The organism is Shimia sp. FJ5 (genome assembly GCF_032918335.1).
Lineage (GTDB): Bacteria > Pseudomonadota > Alphaproteobacteria > Rhodobacterales > Rhodobacteraceae > Shimia > Shimia aestuarii_A.
In genome coordinates, this window is record NZ_JAWJUV010000004.1 from 429,050 (window position 1) to 440,916 (window position 11,867).

Annotated in this window: 11 protein-coding genes; 7 read left to right on the forward strand and 4 right to left on the reverse strand. The window is 57.8% G+C overall.

The features are described 5' to 3' along the window. Positions 1-55 precede the first annotated feature (55 nt). From R1W01_RS15070 to R1W01_RS15090, 5 genes are all read left to right on the forward strand, one after another. Positions 56-1,444, forward strand: coding sequence for a PLP-dependent aminotransferase family protein (locus R1W01_RS15070; RefSeq protein WP_297758856.1), 1,389 nt, complete (start codon positions 56-58; stop codon positions 1,442-1,444). Positions 1,445-1,608: 164 nt separating this feature from the next. Further along, positions 1,609-2,613, forward strand: a complete 1,005-nt coding sequence (gene dctP, locus R1W01_RS15075; RefSeq protein ID WP_411028167.1) for a TRAP transporter substrate-binding protein DctP — start codon at positions 1,609-1,611, stop codon at positions 2,611-2,613. Between the two features lie 115 nt (positions 2,614-2,728). Then, positions 2,729-3,379 (forward strand): TRAP transporter small permease, encoded by a 651-nt coding sequence (locus R1W01_RS15080; protein WP_297758853.1) that lies wholly within the window; start codon positions 2,729-2,731, stop codon positions 3,377-3,379. Between the two features lie 4 nt (positions 3,380-3,383). Further along, the gene (locus R1W01_RS15085; protein ID WP_297758850.1) at positions 3,384-4,670 is read left to right on the forward strand and encodes a TRAP transporter large permease; all 1,287 of its coding nucleotides are present in this window, start codon (positions 3,384-3,386) and stop codon (positions 4,668-4,670) included. 10 nt (positions 4,671-4,680) lie between these two features. Then, on the forward strand, positions 4,681-5,124 hold the full coding sequence (locus R1W01_RS15090) for a universal stress protein (RefSeq protein ID WP_243613391.1): 444 nt from the start codon (positions 4,681-4,683) through the stop codon (positions 5,122-5,124). Between the two features lie 47 nt (positions 5,125-5,171). Here the strand turns inward: R1W01_RS15090 and R1W01_RS15095 are convergent, their stop codons facing one another. The 4 genes from R1W01_RS15095 to R1W01_RS15110 form a co-directional block, all read right to left on the reverse strand. After that, a complete protein-coding gene (locus tag R1W01_RS15095) occupies positions 5,172-6,437 on the reverse strand; it encodes an ABC transporter permease (protein WP_297758848.1) in 1,266 nt (421 codons plus the stop codon). Then, the gene (locus tag R1W01_RS15100; RefSeq protein WP_297758846.1) at positions 6,434-7,585 is read right to left on the reverse strand and encodes an ABC transporter permease; all 1,152 of its coding nucleotides are present in this window, start codon (positions 7,583-7,585) and stop codon (positions 6,434-6,436) included. Before R1W01_RS15100 ends, R1W01_RS15095 begins: the two co-directional genes overlap by 4 nt. Continuing rightward, positions 7,582-9,093: an ABC transporter ATP-binding protein gene (locus tag R1W01_RS15105; protein ID WP_297758844.1), complete on the reverse strand. Its 1,512-nt coding sequence runs from the start codon at positions 9,091-9,093 to the stop codon at positions 7,582-7,584. Before R1W01_RS15105 ends, R1W01_RS15100 begins: the two co-directional genes overlap by 4 nt. Positions 9,094-9,162: 69 nt before the next feature. After that, the gene (locus tag R1W01_RS15110; RefSeq protein WP_243613395.1) at positions 9,163-10,191 is read right to left on the reverse strand and encodes a BMP family protein; all 1,029 of its coding nucleotides are present in this window, start codon (positions 10,189-10,191) and stop codon (positions 9,163-9,165) included. 506 nt (positions 10,192-10,697) lie between these two features. On the opposite strand from R1W01_RS15110, the gene R1W01_RS15115 reads away from it, so the two are divergent. After that, entirely contained in the window at positions 10,698-11,387 is a 690-nt protein-coding gene (locus R1W01_RS15115) for a polysaccharide biosynthesis/export family protein (RefSeq protein WP_317275302.1), read from the forward strand. Continuing rightward, positions 11,305-11,817, forward strand: coding sequence for an SLBB domain-containing protein (locus tag R1W01_RS15120; protein ID WP_317275303.1), 513 nt, complete (start codon positions 11,305-11,307; stop codon positions 11,815-11,817). Before R1W01_RS15115 ends, R1W01_RS15120 begins: the two co-directional genes overlap by 83 nt. Positions 11,818-11,867: the final 50 nt, after the last annotated feature.

The following is an 11,867-nucleotide window of genomic DNA, read 5'->3' on the forward strand; positions in this document are numbered from 1 at the left end:
CGGGTGCATGCCATCGCGTCTGGACAATCATCAAGCGCTGGGCAACGGTCGTAGCATGTCGCATTGGCCATTGACCCCGGAAGATATTACGAGACCTGCCTATCGGAGTCTTGCACAAGGTATCGCGAATGCAATTGAAGCGGGCGCTTTGCGGTCGGGTGATCGATTGCCGCCACATCGTGATCTCGCATGGCAACTCGGACTGTCGGTGCAGACGGTTAGCAGAGCCTATGAAGAGCTTATTCGCGCCGATCTTGTGACAGGCGAGGTGGGGCGAGGCTCTTTCGTGAAGGCGAGGTTGCGGGAGACGATGACCACGCCTTGGCACAAGAGCACTCGTATCCAGCCAAAGTACGACCTCTCCCTAATGACACCAGTTGCACTCGCTCAGATCAACGAGGCTTGGAGCGAAACCTTGCACCGTATTGCTGGGCGTTTGGATGAAACAGTGATCTACGGGTTTCGGCCTCGGCAAACAGCGTCCCGCTACGCCAATATGGCGGCGGCATGGCTTGGGCGATGTGGCCTCGTCGTCGGGACCGGGCGAATTCTTGTGACCAACGGGATGACACCTGCAATGCATGTGGCTCTTGCAACCGTTGCGAGTCCGGGGGATGTCATCGCGACCGAGACACTGACGAGCCACACACTCCGGCCCACTGCAAAGTCCTTGCAGCTTCAATTGCGCGGCATCGCCTGCGACGACCGTGGCATGTGTCCCGATGCGCTTGTGGAGGCTGCGAAGGATGCCGGCGGACAGATGAAGGCCGTGTTCTTGCTTCCGTCAGGTGCAGGACCATGCGCCCGGATCGTCGATGCGGATCGACGGGCGGCCCTCGCAGATGCGGCGGTCTCGCAGGGGCTTGCGATTCTCGAATGTGATCCGCTTGGTCCCTTGGCGGCACGTCGTCCCCCGCCCATCGCCACCCTAGCGCCACATCACACGTTCTATTTCACTGGTATGACCAAATGCCTTTCACCTGGACTCCGCATCGGCATGTTGGCGATTCCCGAGGCACGCGTAGAGAGCGCGGTGAGCCATCATATGTCCGCAGCCTGGATGGTAACGCCTTTGATGGCGGAAATTGCGAAGGATTGGATCGAGACCGGCACCATTGATCACTTGCTTGCTGCACAGCGCTCGGAACTCGTGGCGCGAAACCGGCTCGCTGAAAGCATACTCGGCACGAAGAGCCTTGGAGCTCGCCATGGGCTTCACCGTTGGGTGATGTTACCGGAAGGGATGGATGAAGCCACCTTTCAGCGAGATGTACTGGCACAGGGTGTCGCTCTTGCGGCTGGCAGTGGTTTTTTTGTCTCCAATCCGAGACCCGCGATCCGGCTATGCTTGGGGGGCGTGGCGCGGCGTGACCTAGAGGCGGCGTTGACCATAGTGAGCAGGCTATTGCCCCGTCAGGGCGGCGTGCAGATGCCATCTGGCTGAAGCCGTGTGTATAAATTGTCATGGTTCAATGTAAAGATTGACTTGAGATTTTCCCCATCAGACCCTCCGTGGAAGCCGTATTGGTAAATGTCTGCGGCCTGAAACCATGCCCCCCGTTCACAGAACGCTGCATTGCGGTGGGCGCGATCACAGGGAAAACAGCAATGTCTTACAAGAAATTTTTCGTCACCAGTGCAATGGCCCTGATCTTGGGGACCGGAAGTGCAATGGCAGATACCTGGCGCTACGCCTTCGAAGAGGCGATGGACGAAGTTCAGGGCAAGTTCGCCCAGAAATTCAAGGAAGAAATCGAGGCGAACTCGGATCATCAAATTCAGCTCTTCCCGTTTGGAACGCTCGGTGAATCCGACAGCATCATGGAGCAAACACAGTCTGGTATCCTGCAGTTCGTTGACCAATCTCCGGGCTTTACCGGGGCCCTGATTCCGGAAGCGCAGGTCTTCTTTGTGCCGTATCTGCTGCCGCAGGACGAAGCGAAGCTCGCCAGCTTTTTCAAGACGTCCAAGGCCATCAATGAGCTCTTCCCGCCGCTTTATGCGGAGCAGGGGCTTGAGCTCTTGACGATGTTCCCGGAAGGCGAAGTCATGATGACCACGAAAGAGCCGGTCACCGGGCCTGCCGATCTTGACGAGGTTAAGTTCCGCGTCATGACCAACCCGTTGCTCGTCCAGAGCTATAAAGCCTTTGGCGCGACGCCGACGCCGCTACCGTGGGGCGAAGTTTATGGCGCGCTTCAGACCGGTATCATCCAGGGTCAGGAGAACCCGGCCTTCTTTATCGAGTCGACGAAGATGTATGAAGTCACCGACCACATCACGCGCGCCGGTCATAACAACTTCACGACCGCTGTGATGGCCAACAAGGATTTCTATGATGGCCTGTCAGATGAGGACAAGGCGCTCGTCAGCGACGCGATCGACGTCGCGTTTGACTACATCATTGATTACCAGTCGGGGCTGACTGAAGAGTCGCTGGCCAAGATCAAAGAAGCCAAGCCCTCGATGACGATCACCACGTTGAGCGACGAAGAGCGCGCGCCCTTCATGGCAACGGCGGATACGGTGGAGCAAGAGTTTCTCGAGATTGGTGGTGACCAGGCGAAAGCCATTCTTGACCAACTGAAAGCTGATCTGGACGCCGCCGAGTAACCGATTGAGGGGGATTTGACCTCTCTATCAAAGATCAAGCCGGGCGGTCGCTTGAGCGATGGCCCGGCTGTTGTCCAATACTATCCAGTTCCTTTTTTCATGCAGGACCGTGCCGATGCAGCGTGACGATGACAAAGCCCCTTCGATAGACCAAGATTTGGCGGCGCAGGTGCAGCCGACAGTAACCAGCGACGATATCGACGATTCCAACTATGTGTCTGGCCTTCCCGGATTTCTCGGCGTTATCGATGTGGCGATCGCGAGGATCGAGGCGGTGCTGTTGGCGATTGGCGTCTTGCTCATGGCGATCAATACGATGGCAAATGTCGTCGGGCGCTTCGTCCTAGGGCAGAGCCTTTTCTTCTCCGAAGAAGTCAATCGTGCGCTAATCGTTCTCATTACCTTTGCCGGGATCTCCTATGCGGCGCGGCACGGGCGCCATATTCGCATGTCGGCCTTTTTCGACGCCATGCCGCCGCCATTGCGCAAGATCCTGATGGTCGTGATTGCGCTTGTGACCGCTGCCGCGATGTTCCTGCTTGCTTGGTATTCGATCGACTATGTCGCGACACAGGCCTCGCGTGGTCGGGTGCTTCCAGCGCTACAGGTGCCTGTCTGGTGGATCATCGTCTGGGCGCCGCTTGGGTTCTTCCTGACGGGTCTTCAATATGCGCTCACAGCGATCAAGAACATGATCCACAAGGATATCTGGCTCTCGACCAGCACCCTTGAGGGCTATTCCGACAACGCCGCAGAGGAGGTCTGAGACCATGGCACTTTCAATCTTTGGTGTGATGATAGTCCTCCTCTTGCTCGGTTTTCCGATGATGATCCCACTCATCGCAGGGTCGCTGATCGGGTTTGTCTCTCTCTTTGGCGGGGTGGGGCAGCTTGATACGATGGTGCAGCAGATCCTGGGCGGCATTCAGCCCGCCAGTTTGATCGCCGTGCCGATGTTCATCTTCGCGGCTGACATAATGACCCGGGGACAATCGGCGAACCGTCTGATCGACCTCGTGATGACCTTCGTGGGTCACTTGAAAGGCGGGCTTGCGGTCTCCACCGCCTCTGCCTGTACGCTTTTTGGGGCCGTCTCGGGGTCAACACAGGCGACAGTTGTCGCCGTGGGCGGCCCGCTGCGCCCAAGGATGCTCAAGGCGGGCTACAAGGATAGCTTCGTCCTTGCCTTGATCGTGAACTCGTCGGATATCGCGTTTCTGATCCCACCATCCATCGGCATGATTATCTATGGCGTCGTTTCGGGCACCTCGATCTCCGAGCTGTTCATCGCGGGGATCGGGCCGGGGCTTCTGATCCTGGTCCTCTTCTCTATCTACTCTTACATTTACGCGGTTCGGAACAACGTCCCAACCGAGCCGAAATCAACCTGGGCTGAGCGTGCCCGCGCCATTCAGCGCGCGCTTTGGCCTCTCGGTTTCCCGGTGATCATCGTTGGCGGCATTTATGGCGGGATCTTCTCACCCACCGAAGCGGCGGCGGCCTGTGTGCTCTATGCCCTGTTCCTAGAGATGGCCGTGTTTCGCGAAATGAGCATGCGCGAGCTTTATGCCACCGCCAAATCGACCGGGTTGATCACGGCAGTGGTCTTTATTCTTGTCGGGGCAGGGGCCGCGTTCTCCTACGTCATCAGCTTCGCCCAGATCCCGCAGCAGGTTCTCGGCAGTATCGGCATCGACGAGATGGGCCAATATGGCGTACTGTTTACGATCTCGATCGCGTTCTTCGTCGGCTGTATGTTCGTTGACCCGATCGTCGTGATCCTGATTTTCGTGCCGATCTTTGCACCGGTGGTGCAATCCGTCGGGCTCGATCCGGTTCTGGTCGGGACGATCATCACTTTGCAGGTCGCGATCGGCAGTGCGACGCCGCCCTTTGGTTGTGACATCTTCACGGCCATCGCGGTCTTCAAACGGCCTTATGCGGAAGTGGTCAAAGGGACGCCTCCCTTTATCTTCATGCTTCTGTCGGTGGCGGTCCTGTTGATCTTCTTCCCACAGATTGCGCTCTTCCTGCGTGACCTCGCGTTCGGCAAGTAAGGAGGCCAAGATGTTCAAGAAAATCCTACTGGCGCATGACGGTTCCAAGGGCGCGGATGCGGCGCTCGAGAAAGCGGCAGAGCTTTGCAAGCTTAGTGGCGCGGAACTTGTCGTGCTGACGGTTTATCGGCACCACTCGATCCTCGAAGCCTCGTTGTCGATGGTGCGTGGCGGGGATGACAAAGGAGGCAACCTTGACGATGTGATGCGCTCCGCGTCCCGCGAAGTTGGTGAACATGCCAAGGCCCGCGCCAAAGAGCTGGGGGTCGGGAACGTACACGCCTACATCAAGGGTGGTCCCTCGGCACGGACGATTATTGCCTTCGCGAAGGAACAGAACTGCGATCTGATCGTTGTCGGGTCTCGTGGGCTAGGTGCGTCTGAGGGCTATATGCTCGGCTCAGTGAGCCACAAGGTCACCAGTATTTCGCCAGTTCCGGTCCTTATCACCTGAATACCTTGCGAGGGATGCGAGACCCCGTCCCCTTTTTGGGGGCGGGGTTATTCTTTGACGTATGGCTTGCCATTGGCCGCTGGAGGCTGCGCTTTGCCGATAAAGCCCGCAACCACGATGATCGTCGCGATATAGGGCGACATAGCGAGGAAGTCTGAAGGAATGGGCGTGCGCAGGAGCGCGAGTTTTTGCTGAAGGGAATCTGCGAAACCAAAGACAAGGGCGGCGGCAAGGGCCCCAACCGGATGCCAGCGCCCGAAGATCATCGCCGCGAGACCGATGAAGCCGCGCCCACCAGTCATGTTCTCGTCAAAGCGGCCAACAGAACCAAGTGTGAACCACGCCCCACCAAAGCCTGCGACCATGCCGCCGAGGGTCACGTGGAGATAGCGCGTGCGATAGACATTGATCCCCAGTGTGTCAGCCGCATGCGGGTGTTCGCCAACAGCACGGGCGCGCAGGCCACTACGTGTGAAGAAGAGGTAGTAGGTTGAGAGTGCGACAAGGATCAGCGCGCCGTAAACAAAGAGGTTTTGCTTGAACAGCATTGGTCCGATGACAGGCAAGTCTCCCAGAAGCGGGATCTTATAGGCGCGAAAAACAGGCGCGTTGTTGAGAAAGCGATACTCTGAAAAGACCTGAGAACTAACATAGCTTGTTAACCCAAGGACAAAGAGATTGATCACGACGCCGGCGATGATCTGGTCCATGCGGTAGGTCACGACGAGGGCCGCTAGGATAAAGCCAAAAGCCCCGCCGACGATCACAGCCGCAATGAGACCGCCCCATCCCCCCAGAAGCGAGCCAATCAAGGCACCGGTAAACGCCCCGGCAAGTAGCATGCCTTCAATCGCAATATTGACCACTGCGACGCGTTCGCAGAGCACCCCGGCGAGACCGCCAAGCGCGATGGGCACCGCACGAACCATCGTGGCTTGAAGCATACCTGTCAGTGAGAATGCCTTGCCAGCGGTCGCCCAGACGAGGAAAGCCATAACGAGGATTGCAAGCCCGACCCCAAGCGATAGCGCCGTCCAGCGCCCGCCCCCTTGCAAGAACTGACGGACTCCAAGAAACGCGAGAAGCGCGCCTGCGACGTAGTTGAATGGCCCTGCAGGTACGACGAGGTTGGGCAGTGCCCAAGGATCGGTCGGTCGTGAGAGGCGGAAGGTTGCGTCGCCGGAGGAGTCCATTCCAAAGACAAAGAGGACAAGGATAGAAAGTGCGATAAGCACAGCGCCAGTGATCCGGGCCTGCCGGGCCTTCCCCGTGTCCATGGTCTCGCTCTGTGTCTGTGTCGGCGCGGCGGTCATTTCGAGCCTCCTTTGGCGTTCTTGCGTTGCCTGAATCCCCAAGGGAAGATCGCTTTGACAAGGAGGGGGGCCGCGATAAAGACAATGATAAGTGCCTGAATGATGCTGATCAGGTCGATTGAGACGCCCGCGTCGACCTGCATTTGTCGCCCGCCTGCTTCGAGCGCACCAAAGAGCAACCCTGCGAGCAGCACGCCAAGCGGGTGCGACCGGCCCATGAGGGCGACAGCGATGGCATCGAACCCGATCCCTGCGGAAAAGCCCGGCGTGGCGCGGTCGAGGACACCTAAGACCTGACTTGCGCCTGCGAGCCCTGCCAGAGCACCAGCCGTGGCCATGGCCGCGATGATAATCAACCCCGAGCGCATCCCGGCATAGCGCGCCGCATGAGGGTTCTCGCCAGAAGCGCGGAAGGCAAAGCCGATCTTTGAGCGGAACAAGAGCCAATAGACGAACGCAACCGCCGCCAACATGAGGAAAACCCCCGCATGCAGCCTTAGATTGGGATCGAGCCACTCAAGAAGGCGCGGAAGCTCTGCGCTGTCAGGGACGGACTTGGAAATCGGATCGGCACGACCTTCTTTCTGGATGAAGGGTTGGCGTAGTAGGTAGTCGAGGAGACGGAAGGAGATCAGGTTGAGCATGATCGTCGAGATCACCTCATGCGCACCTGTTGAGGCCTTGAGCCAACCGGCAATCGAGGCATAGAGTGCCCCGACCAGCGCCCCGGCGAGTAGCGCCAAAGGCAGGTGGATGATCCAAGGCAGACCCTCAAGCATGAAGCCCGCCATGACAGCGGCCATGCCACCAAGCAGGAGTTGGCCTTCAGCACCGATATTGAAGAGACCGGCGCGAAAGCCGAGCGCAAGCCCAAGCCCCGCAAGCACAAGCGGGATCGCGGCGGTCAGGGTTTCCGAAATGGCGGAGAGCGAGCCGACAGAGCCACGAGCGAGCGCAAGGTAGCTCTCGCCAATGGTGGCAAGGTCGACATTTGTTGCCAACATGATCAACCCGCCGAGGAAAAGTGCGGCAATAACGGCGAAAATTGGCACGATCACGAGGGTCTCGAAATCCTGCCGTCCGCGCGTGGTGCGTTGCAACAAGGTCTGAGTTGCGGTGTCGAGCTTGTCGTTCAGGTTTTCGCTCATTCCGAGGCCCCCGCCATTGCAAGGCCAACCGCGTTGCGGTCGACTGGTCCATTGGTTGCATCGAATTCGGCGACGATACGGCCTTCAAACATGACGAGAATACGATCCGAAAGCCCCATGATCTCATCCAGCTCGGAGGAGACAATAAGCACACCATCGCCTTCGTCGCGGGCTTCGATCAGGCGTTCATGGATATACTCAATGGAGCCGACATCCAGCCCGCGCGTTGGTTGTGAAGCGATCACGAGCTTTGTTTCACGCTCTAGTTCGCGTGCGACGACCATTTTTTGTTGGTTGCCTCCAGAGAGATGTCCGGCCGGCAGGAAGACGCTCGGCGTGCGCACGTCAAAGTCTATGCAATAGCGGGCCGCGGTCGTTTGGGCCTTGGGCCAGTCGATCTCGAGGCCGCGGCCATAGGTCGGATCGTAATAGGAATTGAGGACCATGTTCTCGGCCACGGAAAAGCTCGCGATCATGCCAGAGCGGAGACGGTCCTCGGGGACATGCGCCATACCCATCCGGTGCCGCTCGCGCACAGAGCTGCGTGTCACATCCTGTCCGTCAAATAGAATTGTTCCTGTCGCAGGACGGGTTAGGCCCGTTAGCGCCTCAACCAATTCCGTCTGTCCATTGCCTTGCACACCCGCAATACCCACCACTTCGCCCGAGCGCACCTGAAGGCTGACATGATCAAGCGCAAAGTCGTCATGCTCATCGAGAAGGCAAAGGTCCGAGACCGTTAGCATTGGAGCGCCCGCTTTTGGTGCCGCCTTGTCGACGGCAAAGCTCACCGGACGGCCAACCATCATTTCGGCCAAGGTTTCTGTCGTCAGTTTCGCCGGATCGCCTTCTCCGGTGATCCTGCCGTGACGTAGCACGCTGATCCGGTCAGAAATCTCGAGAATCTCATGGAGCTTGTGCGTGATAAAGACGATCGCCTTTCCTGCATCCCGAAGCGAGCGAACGATCTCGAAGAAGTCCTCAACTTCCTGCGGTGTCAGAACCGCGGTCGGTTCATCCAGAATGATAACGTCCGCCGAGCGAAACAGAACTTTGAGGATTTCCACGCGCTGTTGAATGCCCACAGGGAGGCTTTCGATCAAGGCATCGGGGTCGACTTCAAGCCCATAGCGATCGTTTATCTCGCGCACTTGTTTGCGCGCGGTCTTGAGGTCGAGATAGTCGAACCGTCCCGTGGGTTCGACGCCGAGGACCACGTTCTCGGCGACGGTGAAGACGGGCACGAGCATGAAATGCTGATGCACCATTCCGATACCGGCTGCGATCCCATCACCGGGGTCTTCGAAGGTGACGCTTTTGCCATCGATGAGAATCTCGCCCTCGTCGGGCGTATAGAGCCCGGAGAGTATATTCATCATCGTCGATTTTCCGGCGCCATTCTCTCCGAGAAGTCCAAGGACTTCACCGGCGCGAATATGCAAGTTGATCGCGTCATTGGCGACGACCGGACCGAAACGCTTGGTGATCCCGCGTAGCTCTACATCCATAGGTTGGTCTCTCCCTGGACGAAGAAAGGCCGATCACGCCACTGCGCAACCGGCCTCTTCCATTTCAGCTTAGTTCGCGACCTTGATCGAGCCGTCGATGATCCCAGCACGGATATCATCAAGCTCGGCCTTCAGCTCTGCCGGAACGGCGTCTTCAAAATCATGGAAGGGCGCCATGCTGACACCATCGTTGGCGAGGGTGCCGACAAGAAGCCCCGGTTCGAATTCACCGGCATGCACCGTTTCAATCACGGCTTTCACAGTCGAATCCATGCGTTTCAGGATCGAGGTCAGGTAGACATGGCCCTTCTCGGGGTCGGTCAGATACTGATCTGCGTCCACACCAATGATCTTGAGCGCGTCGGTGCCCAACTCATCTGCAAGCGCGGCAGAACCAAGACCGACAGGCCCTGCGACGGGCAGAATGATGTCCGCACCTTCGTCATAGAGGTTCTGTGCGTAGGTGCGGCCGTCGTCGAGGGATTCGAAATTGTTGGTGAAAAGCCCTTCCCGTGCCTCGGCGTCCCAGCCAAGGACCATGACGTTCGTGCCCTTCTGCGCGTTGTAATAGTTCGCGCCTGCGACGAAGCCATCCATGAAGATCGTCACCGGGGGAATGTTGATCCCGCCAAAAGTACCAAGAACGCCAGTCTTGGACATGCCTGCGGCTAGGTAGCCTGCCAGGAAGGCAGCTTCATCGGTCGCGTAGACCTGTCCAAGGACATTGGGAAGCGTGGGATCATAGGCGAAGTCCACGATTGAGAATTTCTGATCCGGGTTGGCTTCGGCGGATTTCTTCGTCGCGTCTCCCATTAGGAAACCGACAGTCACGATGACATCGCATTCCCCACCCTGAAGCGAGTTCAGGTTTGCGTCATAGTCGCTTTCAGCTTGAGATTCGAGGTATCGCGCTTCGATGCCCAACGATTCCTTGGCATCGAGCGCGCCTTTCCAAGCGGTCTGGTTGAAGCTCGAATCATCTATACCGCCAGTGTCGGTCACTTGGCATGCGGTGAAGGCCGAAGCCGTAGACGCCGCAGCGATGAACAGGGCGGCGGTAAGCGAGACCCCAATGGGACCGCGTTTTGGGAACGTCATGATGTATCTCCGTGTCGAACGTGGCAGTCTTTTTGAGTTCGGTCCTCGGAACCTTGAAGCGCGATCACGCCGGGGTTCTCTTGCCGATCAGTGCAGCGAGGTTAGCATTCTCGCCGCGATTGTCATCGGAAACCTTTTGAAGGATCGTCATCTTGCCGTGTGGTTACCTTGGGGTAGGCGAGGAGGGCGGTAGCGTGCCAACTCCGTAGGCCTGCCCATATACACGTGGTAGGACGAGGGAGTGACAGAGGGGGCGGATTGGTGCATCGGTTGCACCCCACCGCAGAGCCACAAGCAACCTATGGGTGTGACATACCGCCTCTCAAACTCGCAAAGGGTCAATCGGTGAAAAGGTGCAGCGTATATTGATAGACTGAGAAATCGCGCGCCTCTGCACCAAGTTTACCGTGATTTACTGAGGAAATCATCGTCGATGAAGCGATTGACTTTGTGCCTAAGTAGGGTAGGAAGACCTCGTAAGTTAAAACTGGCGGCGGAGCATTGCTTTGAAGAAACTTCTGGTCTGTTTTCTCTGTTCTTTCTTCCTTGCTTCCTGCACTGATGGTTTTACGGCTTTCCCCGTCGATGACGAGGGGCAGGACAACCTAGAGCAAGATCTCGATGTTGTTCGTCTGAGCACCAAGAACATCAAGAACTACACACAAGCGATCAAGCCGGTTACGCGCACGCGGATGCCCTACGATACCTCGTGGTCGTATCTGATCGGCCCTGGCGACATCCTCAGTATCGACGTCTACGATCACCCGGAATTGACTATGCCAGCCGGACCCGACCGTAGCGCAAGCGAGAACGGCTTCCGTGTTCAGGCCGACGGGCGATTTTTCTACCCCCATATCGGCGAGATCGAAGCCGGAGGGCGCTCGATTGAGCAAGTGCGAAGTGACCTGTCCCAGAAGCTGCGCCAGATTATTCCTGAGCCGCAGGTTGTTGCTCGGGTCGCAGAGTTCAATTCTCAAAGCGTCTTGGTCGGTGGAGAAGTCAACGCGCCGAACCGGCAGACCTTGAACTCGGTTCCGCTTACGCTGTTTCAGGCGGTGAACGCCGCCGGCGGCGGCACCGAAGAAGCGGANTCCGCTTACGCTGTTTCAGGCGGTGAACGCCGCCGGCGGCGGCACCGAAGAAGCGGACTTGAGCCGTATCACTGTGAAACGCAATGGCCACACCTATGGCGTTGACCTGAACGGGTTCTTGCGTGCCAACTATGTTCAAAACAACCCCATCCTACGTGCTGGCGACGTCGTGCACGTGCCTGAACTGCGCAATGAACAGGCCTATATTCTCGGTGAAGTCGACAAGCCCAGCGTTGTTGATCTGGCGAAAGAGCCAATCAACTTGACGCAAGCTCTCGCGAACCAGGGTGGCTTGAAAGAGGTGCGCGCGGATGCGCGAGGGGTGTTCGTTTTTCGGAGTGTTGGTGGGCGCACCACCGTCTACCAGCTTGAAACCAGTTCCCCCGAGGGGTGGTTGCTTGGCACGGAGTTTAGCTTGATCCCGGAAGACGTCGTCTATGTGACGCGCTCGCCGCTGACTCGCTGGAACGACACGATCACCGGTCTGTTGCCCACCGTCGTAGCAGTTAGAAACCTGGACGATCTCGCCGACTGACGACACATGAGGTGTCTCGTATGAATAGTATTTTGGTTGTGTGCATCGGA

Bases quoted from the DNA above. Each gene is read 5' to 3' on its own strand.
- R1W01_RS15070 (WP_297758856.1), top strand. From the start codon at position 56: ATGTCGCATTGGCCATTGACCCCGGAAGATATTACGAGACCTGCCTAT.
- dctP (WP_411028167.1), top strand. From the start codon at position 1,609: ATGTCTTACAAGAAATTTTTCGTCACCAGTGCAATGGCCCTGATCTTG.
- R1W01_RS15080 (WP_297758853.1), top strand. From the start codon at position 2,729: ATGCAGCGTGACGATGACAAAGCCCCTTCGATAGACCAAGATTTGGCG.
- R1W01_RS15085 (WP_297758850.1), top strand. From the start codon at position 3,384: ATGGCACTTTCAATCTTTGGTGTGATGATAGTCCTCCTCTTGCTCGGT.
- R1W01_RS15090 (WP_243613391.1), top strand. From the start codon at position 4,681: ATGTTCAAGAAAATCCTACTGGCGCATGACGGTTCCAAGGGCGCGGAT.
- R1W01_RS15095 (WP_297758848.1), bottom strand. From the start codon at position 6,437: ATGACCGCCGCGCCGACACAGACACAGAGCGAGACCATGGACACGGGG.
- R1W01_RS15100 (WP_297758846.1), bottom strand. From the start codon at position 7,585: ATGAGCGAAAACCTGAACGACAAGCTCGACACCGCAACTCAGACCTTG.
- R1W01_RS15105 (WP_297758844.1), bottom strand. From the start codon at position 9,093: ATGGATGTAGAGCTACGCGGGATCACCAAGCGTTTCGGTCCGGTCGTC.
- R1W01_RS15110 (WP_243613395.1), bottom strand. From the start codon at position 10,191: ATGACGTTCCCAAAACGCGGTCCCATTGGGGTCTCGCTTACCGCCGCC.